Below are 16,013 nucleotides of genomic sequence, written 5' to 3'. Positions count from 1 at the left end.
TTTTTTAGAGGGTTGTCATGGCTGATTTGCTGCTGGGCGTCAATATCGATCACATCGCCACGTTACGTAACGCGCGCGGAACCCAATACCCGGATCCGGTACAGGCGGCATTTATTGCCGAGCAAGCCGGGGCCGACGGGATCACCGTACACCTGCGTGAAGACCGCCGTCATATCACCGATCGCGATGTTCGCATTTTGCGCCAGACCATTCAGACCCGAATGAATCTGGAAATGGCCGTGACCGATGAGATGCTGGATATCGCCATAGAGTTAAAGCCACATTTTTGTTGTCTGGTGCCGGAAAAACGCGAAGAAGTGACCACCGAAGGTGGGCTGGACGTTGCCGGGCAGCAAGACAAAATGGCCGTCGCGGTTGAGCAACTGGCGAAGGCCGGCATTCTGGTTTCGCTGTTTATCGATCCAGATCACCGCCAAATCGATGCGGCGGTCGCTGTAGGTGCACCCTATATTGAGATTCATACCGGCGCCTATGCAGAAGCCGAAGGCGAACTGGCAGTAAAAGCCGAGCTGCGCCGTATTGCAGTTGCCGCGACCTACGCCGCTGAGAAAGGCCTGAAGGTCAACGCCGGCCATGGCCTGACTTACCATAATGTTCAGCCGATCGCGGCCCTGCCTGAAATGCATGAGTTGAATATCGGCCATGCTATTATCGGCCAGGCGGTGATGTGTGGGTTACCAGCAGCGGTGACTGACATGAAATTGCTGATGCGTGAAGCGCGTCGCTAATGGCAGTGCTGGGGCTGGGTACCGACATTGTCGAAATGGCACGCATAGAAGCGGTCGTGGAGCGCAGTGGCGATCGTCTGGCACGTCGCGTACTGAGCGAAGCCGAATGGCAGTTGTACCAGCAGCATCAGCAGCCGGTGCGCTTTTTGGCCAAGCGTTTTGCGGTGAAAGAGGCGGTTGCCAAGGCATTTGGTACCGGTATTCGCAACGGGCTGGCGTTTAATCAGTTTGAAGTGTTCAACGACGGGCTCGGCAAGCCGAATATTCGTCTGCATGCACGTGCCGCCGAACTGGCGCAGGAAATGGGGGTGACCTCCATTCACGTTTCGCTGGCCGATGAACGCCGCTATGCCTGTGCTACGGTGATTATCGAAGGGTAATAGTCTTATCCGGCTGTAAAACAAAAGGGCGCCTGTTGGCGCCCTTGTTGATCTGACCGCTGCGGTCAGAGTCGGTCGGCGTGATGCAATACCACAAACTTATCCCACAGCTGCTCGTTGGTTTCGTTGTGCTGCGGGTCAACCACAATGGTGTTATCGATTGGGCACACCTGCTGACAGGTGGGAATATCGTAATGGCCAACGCATTCGGTGCAGCGATCGGTATCTATCTGGTAGATATCATCGCCCATCGAAATGGCCTGATTAGGGCATTCCGGTTCGCACATATCGCAGTTGATGCATTTTTTGGTAATCAGCAGTGCCATATCAGTTATCTTTTAATCGGTGCACACGAACAGGCGCGCAATCTATCATAAAACCCATTTTACCGGGCATTTTTCCACCTGTAGCGGCAAATACGGTTAACCGGGGCGTCATAGTAACGCTGGCGGGTCGTTGGCCAACTGATCAAAATCAACCATTTCCTGACCATTGAAGACATGCCTCTTGCCTTGTGCCGTTACCGCTGAAGACAATTGTGGCTGGGCAATGGTAATCCCAGCCTGTTGGGCAAACAGACTGATAAAGTCAAAGGCGCTGTAAGGATCCTCAATAAGGGTCCGTTGCCGGTCTGAATCAGAAAGTACCAGCAGCGGAACTTCATAATTCTGCCGGGTACCTGCGCCATGGCGCAGGTAAAGTTTGCCGTCAATCTCACGGTGGGAAAGACCGTGGTCAGAGAAATAGAATAATTTAAACGGGGAGTGAGTCGCCTGCAGCATTTCATAAGCATGCTCGATGAAACGGTCCGTCTTGCGGTAGGTTGAAAGGTAACAAGCGAGCTCAGCGTTATCGCTGGTGAAAACCGGCGGCTCACCACCAAGGCGTTCGCAAAAGTCCGGGTGAGATCCCATGATATGCAGAACATACAGGTTTCCCAGACCATTGCTCGCCAATGAGCTTTGTAGCAGAGGCAATAGCTCATCATCGTCGGTGTTAAGTGACTGGTAATCCCCCTGTTTCAGGAACTGGTGCTCATCACTGAACATGGCTATTTTGGATACCGGCGTATCAAACTGGCCAATCAGACCCTGGTTGGAAAACCAATGGGTGTGTAATCCTGCGTTTTTCGCCAGCGTAATAATATTATCTGCAATATGACTGTTTTCCCCTTCACTCAATGCCAGCGTTCTCGGCAAAGATTCGAAGGTGTTCGGCGCGGTGGAAATATAATTACTGTAAAAGGTCCCGTTGACGTGATCCAGGAAGGGGGTTGTCGGCGTCGGATAACCGAATAATGACATGTAGTCCCTGCGCATGCTTTCGCCAACCACAATGACATAGTTAGCCTTGTTACTATTAGCGCCATTAAGGAGCCAATTGGGTTGTGAAAGCGTACTGACATCAATTTCAGCCATTTTTTGGTTGTAGCTCTGGTATGAAGAAATTAGTGAGGAAAAGAAATCCACTAATTTTAGGTTTCCCATTCCCCCACTGAGTATTCTGGCGAACAGCAAAACGATAAAAATCACCAAAAATGGCAATATCTTTTTAGTCGATAGTGGCCGCTGCCAGCTATAGCGAGCAAGAATAAACAATGTGAGCAGTGTGGCGCAAGGTAACAAATAGCAGCCGGCAGGTATGGCGCGCAGAAATTCGATGGCTTCCCCCCTGTTGGTTTGAAACAGGGCCGACACCACGGAGACTGACGGTGGGCCGTAGAGCATCCCTACAGGGGCATAAATGGCACAGAATATAATGTAGGGGATAACCAGAAAATATCGCGTGAGGGGGATGGCAGATAATAATAACAGGCTAAGGGAAATAAACAGGATATCAACCCCTTTGGTGCCGCCATACCCCATCGCTTTTATTAATATCAATGAAACGACAACGAAGAGCAAAAAATTGCGGGCCACGGGGGATGTTGCGAGTATGTGGGTTCTATTTAAAATTGTTGTATGTGTTTTCATAAACTCTATTATCAATATATTGCTGTCCATGGCTGTTAAAATTCCGGGCGGAATTTGAACAATAAACACCACACACTCTATTTTTAGATATGCTTTTTATATCCTGGTATTTGTGGCCTGAGCATTATACGACTCAGACGAGTTTTTTCACTAATTGTTCGCTATGTTTTATTCGGTTGCGGGCATGATCAAGATCGTGCTGGATTAAGGCCATAAACAGCAGGTCGGTGAGGGCATATTGAGCGGTGCTGGAAGAAATAGCGGCGCTGCGGGTATTGGGTTCTTCAGCAATGGTATATAAACAGTGGTCGGCGCGTTGTTGCAGGCCGTTCGGCGAGAAGCTGGTGAGCGCCAGCACTTTAGCGCCGGCCAGGCGGGCTTCTTCCGCTGCCAGGTTGATTTCCCGCCGCTCACCGCTGAACGAAATTGCCAATAGCAAATCCCGCTTATCCAGCGCCTGAACCGTTGCTAACTGGACGTGCATATCTTGCTCGGCCACCGCCATCACGCCAATTTTCATCAGTTTGTAGGAGAAGTCCTTGGCGACCAGGCCGGAAGCGCCAATTCCCAGCAGAATAACCCTCCGCGCCTGACGTAACATTTCCAGCGCCTGATGCAAACGTTCCTCACTGTTGATGTCCAGCGTGGCGCGCAGTGCTGCCTGCTTCTCTACCAACAGTTTTTCTCCGACGGTTTTCAGGGCGTCACTGCTGAGGATCTGGTTATGCACCGTCACCGAGGGTTCTGTCTGCGGTTGTGCCAGGGTTTCACTCAGCGCCAGTTTTAGCGCCGGGAAGCCCTTGTAACCCATCTTCTGAGCAAACTTCACCACGCTCGACTGACTGATCCCAGCCAGTTGGGCCAGCTTTTGTGAGCTGAGATGGCGCGCCTGCTCGGCGTTATGCAGCAGAAAGTCCGCCAGTTTGCGGTCATTTTGAGCCAGCGTTGGATACATCTGGCGAATACGAAGAAGGGTACTCATTGATATTTCCCTGAAAACCAGACGCCATTCTGCCACGTCGATGGCGAAAACGCGCAGTGAAAATTTTTTGTGAGCGAGTCTTTAAAATAGCAAAAAGCGCTCGCTTTGTTGAATAAAATATTCAAATAATGATTTAAGTTTGTGAATTAAAAATTCAAAGGTGAAGAGATGAACTTAGGCGCATTAGTATCCGAAACCCGCAACCCAGCCACCATGGGGCTGGACGAGATGTCGACGCTGGAGATGGTGAGCTGTTTTAACCGGGAAGATCGCAAAGTGCCCGAGGCGATTGAAAAAGTGCTGCCGGCCATCGCGCAGGCAGTGGATTTGGCGGCGGCGGCATTGAAGGCCGGTGGTCGGTTGATTTATTTGGGCGCTGGCACCAGCGGCCGCCTTGGCGTGTTGGATGCTTCTGAATGCCCACCGACCTTCGGCGTGCCGCATGGCATGGTGATCGGGCTGATTGCCGGTGGGCCGGGCGCGCTGCTGAAAGCGGTGGAGGGCGCAGAGGACGACGCGGCGCTGGGTGAGGCCGATCTCGTCGCGTTGGATTTAACGGCTACCGACATGGTGGTCGGGCTGGCCGCGTCCGGGCGCACACCTTATGTGATAGGTGCGCTGCGCTATGCACGACAACTGGGCTGCCCGACGGCGGCGATCTCCTGTAACCCGGATTCACCGATCGCCCATGAGGCACAGGTGGCGATTTCACCGGTGGTGGGTCCGGAAGCCTTGACCGGTTCAACGCGTCTGAAGTCTGGTACTGCGCAGAAGCTGGTGCTGAACATGCTGTCGACCGGTGCAATGGTCAAGCTGGGCAAGGTCTATGAAAATCTGATGGTGGACGTGAAGGCCACCAACGTAAAACTGGTGGATCGCGCCTGCCGCATCGTGGTGGAAGCCACCGGTGCCGAGCGCAGTCAGGCCGAAGCGGCGCTGACGCAGACCGGTTTTGAAGTCAAACCGGCAATCCTGATGATTCTGGCCGGCATCGATGCTGAAGAGGCGCAGCAGCGCTTACAGCAGCACGACGGCTATTTGCGCGCGGCATTGACGCGCTAAACCACTCCTGGGGCGGGCGATGGACAAGACAACGGCACTGGCGACACAGATTCTGGCGGGCATTGGCGGCGAGGGGAATATCCTCCGTCTGGAGAACTGCATGACAAGGGTGCGCGTCGAAGTTAGCGACGAGCAACGCCTTGATTTAGCGGCGCTCAAACAGTTATCGGGCGTTAAAGGCTATATCAAACAGGGCGATCAGCACCAGTTCATCGTGGGTCCGGGGGCCGCCGCCAAGGTGGTGGATGCCATGCGTTCACTGCTCACCGGCGCACCGGCGGCGGTAGCAGTTGGGGATGCTGTTGCCCGCAACAAGGCGCAGGCCAAGCAAAAGTATGCCGCGCCAATGAGCGGAGCGCTGAAAAAACTGGCCGATGTCTTTATTCCGTTGATCCCGGCGTTTATCGCTTCCGGTTTGATTACCGGCATCATTAACCTGCTGAAACGGCCGGATATTGCCGGTGAGCTGGCAGTGAATTACCCCAACGTGCTGGGGCTGTTGGCGATTTTCGGCAGCGCAGTATTTGCCATCATGAATATTCTGGTGGGGGTTAATGCCGCCAGGGTGTTTGGCGGTTCACAGGCGATGGGCGGCGTCATGGCCGGTATTCTCTCCAGCCCGGCGTTGGCGCAGATCACTCTGTTTGGTGAGGCGTTGCAGCCTGGCCGTGGCGGGGTCATCGCGGTACTGCTGGTGGTGGCGTTGATGTGCTGGGTGGAAAAGCGCCTGCGTAATTGGCTACCGGAGTCGATTGAGTTAATCCTCAACCCGCTGATCACCACGCTGGTCACCGCATCGTTGGCAATTGTGATCCTGCAGCCGCTGGGCGGCTATATTTCGGACGCTATCGCCCACGGCGCCAATTTGGCGATCGATAAAGGGGGCTTGCTGGTGGGCGCGGTACTGTCCGGGCTTTTCCTGCCGCTGGTCCTGTCAGGTTTACATCAGGGGCTGGTGCCGATCCACGTCGAACTGGTACAGGCGCACGGTTCTAATCCTCTGTTGCCGATTTTGGCCATGGCAGGGGTCGGCCAGGTCGGAGCCGCGCTGGCAGTATTAATGAAAACCCGTAATGCCCGCCTGAAAAAGGTGATCAAAGGGGCGCTGCCGGTCGGCATTCTTGGCATTGGCGAGCCCTTGATTTTCGGTGTGACTTTGCCGCTGGGGAGGCCCTTTATCGCCGCCTGTCTCGGCGGGGCAGTGGGTGGTGCACTGATCAGTTACTGGAAGGTGGCGACGGTGATCACCTTCGGCATCTCGGGTTTACCTTTGGCGTTAACCATTGTCTCGGGTAAGGTGATGTTGTATCTGGCTGGTCTGGTGATTACCATTGCTGCTGGATTTATTTTCACCTGGATAATGGGATTCAACGATCCTGAGGAGTAGCGCTTGAGCGAGAAACAGAACCAGCAGGCCGAGGAAGGCCGCCGTGTGGTGTTCTTTGATCTGGACGGCACGCTGCATCAGGAAGACATGTTTGGCAGTTTCTTGCGTTTTTTGTTACGCCATCTGCCTTTGAATCTGTTGCTGGTGGTGCCGTTGTTGCCGGTTGTCGGGCTGACACTGCTGGTGATGGGGCGCGCCGCCCGCTGGCCGATGAGCGTTCTGTTGTGGTCAATTACCTTTGGTCGCTCAGAGGCCCGTTTAAAGGCATTGGAACAGCGCTTTGTCAGTTATTTTCGCGATAAGGTGACCGCTTTCCCGGTGGTGCAAATGCGTCTGCGTCAGTACCTCGAAGTGCATGATGCGCAGGTATGGCTGATCACGGGTTCGCCGGAGCGACTGGTGGAGCAGGTGTATCAGGACTCTGCTTTTCTGCCACAGGTACATCTGGTGGGGAGCCGTATTTTACGGCGTTACGGTGGTTGGGTGCTGGCTCTGCGTTGCCTGGGGGTGCAGAAGGTGACTCAGTTGGAACAGCGTCTCGGTGCACCGCTCAAGTTATATAGTGGCTACAGCGACAGCAAGCAGGATAATCCTTTGCTGTATTTCTGCGAGCACCGTTGGCGGGTCAGCAAGCTGGGTGAGCTGCAACAGCTGGAATAACAACAAAGGGCGGGAGATCCGCCCTTTGTTGTTTTTGGTGGTTTACATTGCCGCGCGGAAGATAGCGACAATCTGCTCGTGGGTGGCTTGTATCGGGTTGGTAAAACCGCAGGCATCTTTCAGCGCGTTGGCCGCCAGCGTATCGAAGTCTTGTTCTTTCACCTTTAAATCGAGCAGCCCGGCCGGGATACCGACGTCTTTCGCCAGCAAACGGATGGCGGCGATACAGGCGGCAGCGCCCTGTGGGTCGTTAAGGTGTTTCACATCCAGCCCCATGGCGACGGCGATGTCTTTCAGCCGTGGTGCACAAACGCGGGCGTTGAACTCCTGCACATGTGGCAGCAGCACGGCGTTGCATACCCCATGCGGCAGATCGTAGAAACCGCCGAGTTGGTGCGCCATGGCGTGCACATAACCGAGTGAAGCGTTATTGAAGGCCATGCCGGCCAGGAACTGGGCATAGGCCATATTTTCACGCGCCTGCATATTACTGTCGTCGGCAACCGCGTCGCGCAGCGATTCGGCAATCATGGTGACGGCTTTCAGAGCGCAGGCATCGGTAATCGGGTTGGCGGCGCTGGAAACGTAGGCTTCAATCGCGTGGGTTAATGCATCCATCCCGGTGGCGGCGGTCAGCCCTTTTGGCATGCCGGCCATCAGGTGTGGATCGTTGACCGACAGGATCGGGGTGACGTGTTTATCGACAATCGCCATTTTGATGTGGCGTGCTTCATCGGTAATGATGCAGAAACGGGTCATTTCGGAGGCGGTGCCGGCGGTGGTGTTAATGGCAATCATCGGCAGTTGCGGTTTGGCAGAGCGATCGACACCTTCATAATCCTTGATCTCCCCGCCGTTGGTCGCGACCAGCGCAATGCCTTTGGCGCAGTCATGCGGCGAACCTCCACCGAGCGAGACTACGCAGTCGCAGCGGTGTTCTTGCAGCAGCGCCAGGCCCTGTTTCACGTTCAGCGTGGTTGGATTAGGGTGAGTACCGTCATAAACGCAGCTTTCGATCTGTTGTGCGGCGAGCAACCGTTGAACCTGGGCAACCACGCCAATGTTATTCAACACTTTGTCGGTCACGATCAATGCGTGGCGCAATCCCTGTTGTTTCATGGTGTTTGCCGCTTCGTCCAGACAGCCGGAACCAATCATATTGACTGAAGGGATAAAGAAAGTTGAGGCAGCCATAACTCACTCCTTGATAAAAGCTTTATTGCTTGCCTCAAACACTACTCCGCTAATTATTAAATCATTATGATCTATCGCAATTTTGCAGTGGTTAGACCAGGTGATTGATTTGATTCCAATTTAACCATTTTAATTGTATGGTCTATTTCCCCTGCATCAGCCCAATCCAGCAGTAAGACTTACGATTAAGCGACAGGCCTTAATCCTCGGTTTGATCGTGGGGTTTACGGCCCAGGTGCCATATCTTTTCTGCATAGTGGCCTAATGCCCACAGGCTCAGGCCGAGCAGTACGAAGAAAATCGCCTTTGGCATGGCGCCCCAGAAGAATTCGAAGAATCGGGTATAGAGGTTAATGCCAAGGAACGTCAGCCCGAATCCGCGCAGCATGCCGTCGTCGCGCTTCAGCCCCAGCCAAATGCAGCCGATGGCGACCAGGCCGAACAACAGGCTCCAGTGGAACAGTTCAATCTGACGCGCGTTGTACCAACTGTCGAGGTCGCCATAGTTACCAAAGATCGACAGCAACCACAGGGCAATAAACAGATACAACAAACCCATCGCCAGCGAAACTCGCTCCAGCCCGCGACTGGCGAGCAGGGGCCGCAACAGCAATGCCGCGGCGATCAATACTGCTCCGAAGGCGATAAAGCGCATTGGGAAGCTCATGCCCAGCCAATAAGCTCCCCAGCCGGACATATAGCCGGTTTCGGCACCGAAGGCATTGCCGAGTGACAGCAAGGCAAACCACCACACCAACCCGGAGCGGCTGAACCAGCCAATCACGGCATACAACAGGGCGGCAAACATCAGCAGCAGGGAAACCCGACCGCTGCCGTTATCGAGCCAGACGCCCATTTGCCACAGGGCGCAGGCAGTGAACAGCACGGCAACAAACAGTGCCGCTTCATTGCCATAGCGTTTTTCCGGATGACGGCGGCGACGGCGCAGCGCCCAGACATAACCCAGGGCGGCCACCACGGCGGCCATTGTCATGCGTACCGGCGCATCGAAGCGGAACAGTTGACCCAGCCGGTAAAGCAGCTCGCTGTCGGCGAACAGGCTGCTGATGGCAATCACCAACGAAGCCAACGCGGCGAGAAACGCATAACGCGCCAGTCTTCGCCAGTCAAAGGGCTGTACTTCGACATGTTGCAGCAGTTGTTGCTGTTGTTGCGGAGTCAGTGCGCCTTCACCCACCCAACCGTCCAGCGCCTTACGCACCACAACGGCATTCTTTTTGCTGAATTTCATGTTTCCTGTCCCTGAAAAACACTGTTATTCGGCCAGTATAGTCGAGTGGCTGCGACAAAAGGGGGGTACTGTGTATAATGCCCGCCGCAAAGTGCACGAGGAATGATGCAATGACTGAATATAATGATGAGTACTGGATGCGTCAGGCATTGCGGCTGGCCCTGCGTGCGCAGGAAGAGGGCGAGGTGCCGGTAGGCGCGTTGCTGGTGCTGGATAATCAGGTGATTGGCGAAGGCTGGAACCGGCCGATTGGTCGCCACGATCCGACGGCGCATGCGGAGATCATGGCGTTGCGACAAGGCGGGACAGTGTTACAGAACTACCGTCTGCTGAACGCAACCTTATATGTGACTCTGGAGCCCTGCGTGATGTGTGCCGGCGCGATGGTGCACAGCCGTATTCGTCGGTTGGTGTACGGCGCGGCCGATGTCAAAACCGGTGCGGCAGGATCGCTGGTGGATATTTTGCGCCATCCGGGCATGAATCATCAGGTGGAGATCCTGTCCGGCGTACTGGCCGAGGAGTGTGCCGCCACGCTGAGCAACTTTTTCCGCCTGCGTCGTGAGCAGAAAAAGGCGTTGAAGCAGGCGCAGCGCAGCGATACGGATAACAGGCCTGAATAATCAGAAGTTCAGTGCCAACTCCGGTGTCACGGCCGGATAGCCTTTCCCCAGTTCCGCCTGCTCGGCCGCTTCCTGCGCCGCCTTTCTCTCCTTTTCTTGCAAATAACCGACCAGGCTAACCTGATAGCGGCGGATGTTTTCCACGTAGTTATAGGCTTCGCGCCCGCGTGCATAGCCGTAGGTTAATTGCGGGTAGTAGCGTTTCTGGCTGAGCATCGGCAGGCGCTGTTTGACGTCGACCCAACTGTCCGGATTGCCTTTTTGCATTTTGGTCAGCTTACGGGCATCGAGCATATGGCCCCAGCCCATGTTGTAGGCCGCCAGTGAGAACCAGATACGTTCATCTTCCGGCACGCTGTCGGGCACCTTGGCCATCAGCCTTTGCAGGTAGAGGGCGCCGCCCTGAATGCTTTCCTCGGGGTCGAGACGATCGTTAACCCCCAGTCCGTCGGCGGTGGCTCGCGTCAACATCATCAGGCCGCGTACGCCGGTGGGTGAGGTCGCCTGCGGGTTCCAGTGTGATTCCTGATAGGCAATGGCCGCCAGCAGCTTCCAGTCGATCTCGCTGGCGTACTTTTCAAACAGCGAACGGAAGGTCGGCAGCACTGAATCGATGGCGGACAAGAAGGTTTTGGTGTCGACGTAATCGAAACTGCCGACGTGGCCGAGGTACTTCTCTTCCAGCCGCGCCAGCGTGCCGTCATCAACCATCTGGCTGTAGAAGTCCAGCATCGCCGCATACAGGCTGTCGTCACTGCCACGCTTGAGATACCAGGTGACCGGTTCTTCATCGGTGGCGTCGAAGGCTACCGCCAACTGAGGGTGAATGCGTTGCAGCAGGGCGATGGTGACGGAATCGCCGAGGGTGTAATCCAGCTTGCCGTCGGCCACCTGCTCCAGCAGCTCTTTCGAAGTGAGATCGCTGGAGGCTTCCCAACTGAGGTTAGGGAATTTACTTTGCTTAAGCTGTTTCAGGGTGCTGACGTGTGCCGAACCGGAGGCGACCGCCAGTTTGCCTTTAATGTCGGCAAAGGTTTTCGGGCGTGCGGTACCCAGGCGATAGACCAGCTGTTGGGAAACAGAATAATAAGCCGGGCCGGTGCGCGCACGGCTGAGCCGATCCTGATTGTAGATCAGCCCGGCGGCCAACAGGTCGGCGTCGTCATCGTCCAGATCGTCAAACAGGTCATTAATGTTGTTGTGCGGGATCACCACCAGTTTCACCCCCAGATAGTTGGCAAAGCGTTTTGCCAGCTCATAGTCGAGGCCACTCGGCCCCTGCTTGGTGGTGAAATAGGTTAACGGCGAGTTTAGCGTACTGATACGCAACTCTCCGCGGGATTTGATCTCTTCGAGTTGCCCGCCCTGACCGCCGCGCCAGGTAATATTGGGCCACAGGGCGAGCGCCAGAAGCAAGGTAACAACACCGATTAGAATGTAGTTTATTTTAAGGCGTTTCAAATAGTTATCCAGTGGTGGCACACATGCACTGCCGACGGCTGACCAGTCTTTTCTTATGGTTAAATCAACAGTGCCGGGGCATTTTGCGCAACAAAACGCCAGCGTGCAACTTTATTGACACGTTATGACAATTCGACGGCGCAGACAGCTTTTATTAATAATAGCTACGCAAACGGTTTCGTCGGCGGCGTAGATTCTCTATAATGGCGCGCGTTTTCCCCCTGTTGCGCCCAATGAAGTGCTGAAGTCAGTTGCTTCGAAGACGAGAGAACTTTGATTATGGAAATACTGCGTGGTTCGCCCGCTTTGTCGGCTTTTCGTGTTACCAAACTGCTGTCCCGCTGCCAGGACGCTCAACTCCCGGTCAGTGATATCTACGCCGAGTACGTCCACTTTGCTGATGTTAGCGCACCGTTAAATACCGAAGAGCACGCCAAGCTCGCGCGCTTGCTCAAGTACGGCCCCTCTCTCGCCGAACATGCCCCTGAAGGCCGCCTGCTGTTGGTGACGCCGCGTCCGGGTACCATTTCTCCGTGGTCTTCCAAAGCCAGCGATATCGCCCATAACTGCGGTTTGAAGCAGGTGCTGCGGCTGGAGCGCGGTCTGGCGTTCTACGTCAAGGCCCCGACGCTGACCGAAGCACAATGGCAGCAGCTTGCCACGTTGTTGCACGACCGCATGATGGAAACCGTCTTCAGCAGTCTGCAACAGGCCGAACAACTGTTCGCTCAGCATCAGCCGGCACCTTACCAGGCGGTCGACATGCTGGGAGAAGGGCGCAGCGCGCTGGAGCAGGCCAACATCAAGCTGGGTCTGGCGCTGGCCGAGGACGAAATCGACTATCTGCTGAATGCCTTTACCGGTCTGGGGCGCAACCCGACGGATATCGAACTCTATATGTTCGCGCAGGCCAACTCTGAGCACTGTCGCCATAAGATTTTCAACGCCGACTGGATCATCGACGGTGAACAGCAGCCGAAGTCGCTGTTCAAAATGATCAAAAACACCTTCGAGCAGACGCCGGATTACGTGCTGTCGGCTTATAAAGACAATGCGGCCGTGATGGAAGGCTCGCAGGTCGGCCGTTTCTTCGCCGCGCCGGAAGATGGTCAGTATGATTATCATCAGGAAGAAGCCCATATCCTGATGAAGGTAGAAACCCATAACCACCCGACGGCGATCTCCCCATGGCCGGGTGCTGCTACCGGCTCCGGCGGCGAGATCCGTGACGAAGGCGCTACCGGTCGCGGTGCCAAACCCAAAGCCGGTCTGGTGGGCTTCTCGGTTTCCAACCTGCGTATTCCCGGCTTTGAACAGCCATGGGAGCAGGACTTCGGCAAACCGGACCGCATCGTTACCGCACTGGACATCATGACCGATGGCCCATTAGGCGGCGCGGCATTTAACAACGAATTCGGCCGTCCGGCGCTGGTGGGTTACTTCCGTACCTATGAAGAGCAGGTCAACAGCCATAACGGCGTGGAACTGCGTGGTTACCACAAGCCGATCATGCTGGCGGGCGGTATCGGTAACATCCGTGCCGACCACGTACAAAAAGCAGAAATCACCGTCGGTGCCAAACTGGTGGTGCTGGGCGGTCCGGCGATGAATATCGGCCTGGGCGGCGGTGCGGCATCTTCTATGGCCTCTGGCCAGTCCGACGCCGATCTGGATTTCGCCTCGGTACAGCGCGACAACCCGGAAATGGAACGTCGTTGCCAGGAAGTGATCGACCGTTGCTGGCAGTTGGGCGAGCAAAACCCGATTCTGTTTATCCACGATGTCGGTGCCGGCGGCTTGTCCAACGCCATGCCTGAACTGGTCAGCGATGGCGGCCGCGGTGGTCGTTTCGAACTGCGCGATATCCTGAACGACGAACCGGGCATGAGCCCGCTGGAAGTCTGGTGTAACGAATCGCAGGAACGCTATGTGATGGCGATTGCCCCGGCGCAGATGGCGCAGTTTGACGAGATTTGTCGCCGCGAGCGCGCGCCTTATGCGGTGATCGGTGAAGCCACCGAAGAACAGCATCTGACGCTTAACGACAGTCATTTCGACAATCAACCGATCGACATGCCGCTGGACGTGCTGTTGGGCAAAACGCCTAAGATGACGCGTGACGTGACCCGTCTGCAGGCCAAAGGCCAGCCGCTACAGCGCGACGAGATCACCCTGGCCGATGCGGTCAACCGCGTTCTGCATCTGCCGGCCGTCGCAGAGAAAACCTTCCTGATCACCATTGGCGACCGTACCGTGACCGGTATGGTGGCGCGCGATCAGATGGTGGGGCCGTGGCAGATCCCGGTGGCCGACTGTGCGGTCACTACCGCCAGCCTGGACAGTTACTACGGTGAAGCGATGTCGATCGGCGAACGTGCGCCGGTGGCGCTGCTGGACTTCGCCGCCTCTGGCCGCCTGGCGGTCGGGGAAGCCCTGACCAACCTGGCGGCAACCGAAATCGGTTCGCTCAAGCGCGTGAAGCTTTCTGCTAACTGGATGGCGGCAGCCGGTCACCCGGGTGAAGATGCCGGTCTGTATGAAGCCGTGAAAGCGGTGGGCGAAGAGCTTTGCCCGGCGCTGGGTATCACTATTCCGGTGGGCAAAGACTCGATGTCGATGAAAACCCGCTGGCAGGAAGGTAATGAACAGCGCGAAATGACCTCGCCGTTGTCACTGGTGATCACCGGCTTTGCTCGCGTAGAAGACGTACGCCACACGGTGACGCCACAGTTGCGCACCGATAAAGGCGACAGCGCGCTGCTGCTGATCGACCTGGGTAACGGCCATAACGCGCTGGGTGCCACTGCGCTGGCGCAGGTTTATCGTCAACTGGGCGACAAACCGGCCGACGTGCGTAATGTTGAGCAACTGGCGGGCTTCTTCAATGCCATGCAACAGTTGGTGGCCGATCGCGCGTTGCTGGCATACCACGACCGTTCTGATGGCGGCCTGCTGGTCACGCTGGCGGAAATGGCGTTTGCCGGTCACTGCGGTGTGCAGGTAGATATCAAAGGGCTGGGCGACGACGCACTGGCTGCGCTGTTCAACGAAGAGTTGGGCGCGGTGATCCAGGTCACGGCTGACCAGCTTGCAGCGGTGCAGCAGGTGTTTGCGCAGCACGGCTTGAAGGACAATGTTCACCACATCGGCAGCGTGCAGGCCGGGGATCGCTTTGTGATTACTCAGGGCGATAAAGCGGTGTACAGCGAAAGCCGTGCCACGCTGCGTACCTGGTGGGCGGAAACTACCTGGCAGATGCAGCGTCTGCGTGATAACCCGGAATGTGCCGATCAGGAGCACCAGGCCAAGCAGGATGAACGCGATCCTGGCCTGAACGTCAAACTGAGCTTTGCCCCGGAAGAAGACGTTGCTGCGCCGTACATCGCCAAGGGCGCGCGCCCTAAAGTGGCGGTGCTGCGTGAGCAAGGGGTTAACTCTCACGTTGAGATGGCTGCGGCATTCCATCGCGCCGGTTTTGATGCGGTAGACGTTCACATGAGCGATTTGCTGGAAGGCCGTCGTGACCTGCAGGACTTCCATACGCTGGTGGCCTGCGGGGGCTTCTCATACGGTGACGTACTGGGCGCCGGTGAAGGTTGGGCGAAGTCGATTCTGTTCAACGATCGCGTTCGTGACGAGTTCGAGTCCTTCTTCCACCGTCCGCAAACGCTGGCGTTGGGTGTGTGTAACGGCTGTCAGATGATGTCGAACCTGCGCGACCTGATCCCGGGTGCTGAACACTGGCCGCGCTTCGTGCGCAACCTGTCAGACCGTTTTGAAGCGCGTTTCAGCCTGGTGGAAGTGGCGGCCAGCCCGTCGCTGTTCATGCAGGGCATGGCGGGTTCACGCATGCCGATCGCCGTATCGCACGGTGAAGGGCACGTCGAAGTGCGTGATGCTGCGCATCTGGCAGCGCTGGAACACCATAACCTGGTGGCATTACGCTTTGTCGATAATGCCGGCCAGGTAACGGAAACCTACCCGGCCAACCCGAACGGGTCGCCGAACGGGATCACCGCAGTGACCAGCACCAATGGCCGCGCAACGGTGATGATGCCGCATCCGGAGCGGGTCTTCCGCACCGTCAGCAACTCGTGGCATCCGGAAGAGTGGGGCGAAGACAGCCCGTGGATGCGCATGTTCCGCAACGCCCGTAAACAGCTGGGTTAAGCGAGCATTTAGCTGTAGCCCGAGGGGCGCAAGAGATTGCGCCCCTTTTTATTGTTCTGCGCGCTGGTGGTTGTCTGCATTTTGCGACAGAGGCTATTTTCATTGTCTCTAAAAAGAGAC

At 56.1% G+C, this 16,013-nt stretch carries 13 protein-coding genes; 7 read left to right on the top strand and 6 right to left on the bottom strand.

The genetic code is table 11. From position 1 onward, the window contains the following. The first annotated feature begins 17 nt into the window (after positions 1-17). The gene (gene pdxJ, locus NHG65_RS20025) at positions 18-749 is read left to right on the top strand and encodes a pyridoxine 5'-phosphate synthase (RefSeq protein ID WP_012146372.1); all 732 of its coding nucleotides are present in this window, start codon (positions 18-20) and stop codon (positions 747-749) included. After that, positions 749-1,129 (top strand): holo-ACP synthase, encoded by a 381-nt coding sequence (acpS, locus tag NHG65_RS20020; protein ID WP_099062701.1) that lies wholly within the window; start codon positions 749-751, stop codon positions 1,127-1,129. Before pdxJ ends, acpS begins: the two co-directional genes overlap by 1 nt. Before the next feature lie 65 nt (positions 1,130-1,194). On the opposite strand, the gene NHG65_RS20015 is transcribed toward acpS, so the two are convergent. From NHG65_RS20015 to NHG65_RS20005, 3 genes are all read right to left on the bottom strand, one after another. Then, entirely contained in the window at positions 1,195-1,455 is a 261-nt protein-coding gene (locus NHG65_RS20015) for a YfhL family 4Fe-4S dicluster ferredoxin (RefSeq protein WP_085118347.1), read from the bottom strand. A 108-nt stretch (positions 1,456-1,563) separates the two neighbouring features. Then, complete coding sequence (locus NHG65_RS20010; protein WP_499182587.1) at positions 1,564-3,171, bottom strand: phosphoethanolamine transferase; 1,608 nt, start codon at positions 3,169-3,171, stop codon at positions 1,564-1,566. A 64-nt stretch (positions 3,172-3,235) separates the two neighbouring features. Continuing rightward, entirely contained in the window at positions 3,236-4,084 is an 849-nt protein-coding gene (locus NHG65_RS20005; protein ID WP_207979560.1) for a MurR/RpiR family transcriptional regulator, read from the bottom strand. A 168-nt stretch (positions 4,085-4,252) separates the two neighbouring features. Between NHG65_RS20005 and murQ the strand changes: the two genes are divergently transcribed. From murQ to yfhb, 3 genes are read left to right on the top strand one after another with little or no spacing between them, the layout of a single operon-like run. Continuing rightward, positions 4,253-5,146: an N-acetylmuramic acid 6-phosphate etherase gene (gene murQ / locus NHG65_RS20000; RefSeq protein ID WP_207979561.1), complete on the top strand. Its 894-nt coding sequence runs from the start codon at positions 4,253-4,255 to the stop codon at positions 5,144-5,146. Between the two features lie 19 nt (positions 5,147-5,165). After that, positions 5,166-6,533 (top strand): PTS transporter subunit EIIC, encoded by a 1,368-nt coding sequence (locus NHG65_RS19995; protein ID WP_219016810.1) that lies wholly within the window; start codon positions 5,166-5,168, stop codon positions 6,531-6,533. A 3-nt stretch (positions 6,534-6,536) separates the two neighbouring features. After that, a complete protein-coding gene (yfhb, locus tag NHG65_RS19990; protein ID WP_099062695.1) occupies positions 6,537-7,193 on the top strand; it encodes a phosphatidylglycerophosphatase C in 657 nt (218 codons plus the stop codon). Positions 7,194-7,235: 42 nt separating this feature from the next. Here yfhb and yiaY read toward each other — a convergent pair whose 3' ends face one another. Together yiaY and NHG65_RS19980 are read right to left on the bottom strand one after the other, a co-directional pair. Then, entirely contained in the window at positions 7,236-8,387 is a 1,152-nt protein-coding gene (yiaY, locus tag NHG65_RS19985; RefSeq protein ID WP_499182586.1) for an L-threonine dehydrogenase, read from the bottom strand. Positions 8,388-8,586: 199 nt separating this feature from the next. Beyond that, on the bottom strand, positions 8,587-9,639 hold the full coding sequence (locus NHG65_RS19980) for a DUF2157 domain-containing protein (RefSeq protein WP_499182585.1): 1,053 nt from the start codon (positions 9,637-9,639) through the stop codon (positions 8,587-8,589). A 110-nt stretch (positions 9,640-9,749) separates the two neighbouring features. On the opposite strand from NHG65_RS19980, the gene tadA reads away from it, so the two are divergent. Further along, positions 9,750-10,262, top strand: a complete 513-nt coding sequence (tadA, locus tag NHG65_RS19975) for a tRNA adenosine(34) deaminase TadA (RefSeq protein ID WP_261427867.1) — start codon at positions 9,750-9,752, stop codon at positions 10,260-10,262. On the opposite strand, the gene mltF is transcribed toward tadA, so the two are convergent. Beyond that, entirely contained in the window at positions 10,263-11,723 is a 1,461-nt protein-coding gene (gene mltF / locus NHG65_RS19970; protein WP_499182584.1) for a membrane-bound lytic murein transglycosylase MltF, read from the bottom strand. Between the two features lie 279 nt (positions 11,724-12,002). Between mltF and purL the strand changes: the two genes are divergently transcribed. Continuing rightward, positions 12,003-15,893 (top strand): phosphoribosylformylglycinamidine synthase, encoded by a 3,891-nt coding sequence (purL, locus tag NHG65_RS19965; RefSeq protein ID WP_207979567.1) that lies wholly within the window; start codon positions 12,003-12,005, stop codon positions 15,891-15,893. Positions 15,894-16,013: the final 120 nt, after the last annotated feature.

It is taken from the genome of Serratia myotis, assembly GCF_027474885.1.
GTDB lineage: Bacteria > Pseudomonadota > Gammaproteobacteria > Enterobacterales > Enterobacteriaceae > Serratia > Serratia proteamaculans.
The sequence above is the reverse complement of the archived record's forward strand: the minus strand, read 5'-3'. Positions and strand labels throughout refer to the sequence as shown.

Bases quoted from the DNA above. Each gene is read 5' to 3' on its own strand.
- pdxJ (WP_012146372.1), top strand. From the start codon at position 18: ATGGCTGATTTGCTGCTGGGCGTCAATATCGATCACATCGCCACGTTA.
- acpS (WP_099062701.1), top strand. From the start codon at position 749: ATGGCAGTGCTGGGGCTGGGTACCGACATTGTCGAAATGGCACGCATA.
- NHG65_RS20015 (WP_085118347.1), bottom strand. From the start codon at position 1,455: ATGGCACTGCTGATTACCAAAAAATGCATCAACTGCGATATGTGCGAA.
- NHG65_RS20005 (WP_207979560.1), bottom strand. From the start codon at position 4,084: ATGAGTACCCTTCTTCGTATTCGCCAGATGTATCCAACGCTGGCTCAA.
- murQ (WP_207979561.1), top strand. From the start codon at position 4,253: ATGAACTTAGGCGCATTAGTATCCGAAACCCGCAACCCAGCCACCATG.
- NHG65_RS19995 (WP_219016810.1), top strand. From the start codon at position 5,166: ATGGACAAGACAACGGCACTGGCGACACAGATTCTGGCGGGCATTGGC.
- yiaY (WP_499182586.1), bottom strand. From the start codon at position 8,387: ATGGCTGCCTCAACTTTCTTTATCCCTTCAGTCAATATGATTGGTTCC.
- NHG65_RS19980 (WP_499182585.1), bottom strand. From the start codon at position 9,639: ATGAAATTCAGCAAAAAGAATGCCGTTGTGGTGCGTAAGGCGCTGGAC.
- tadA (WP_261427867.1), top strand. From the start codon at position 9,750: ATGACTGAATATAATGATGAGTACTGGATGCGTCAGGCATTGCGGCTG.
- purL (WP_207979567.1), top strand. From the start codon at position 12,003: ATGGAAATACTGCGTGGTTCGCCCGCTTTGTCGGCTTTTCGTGTTACC.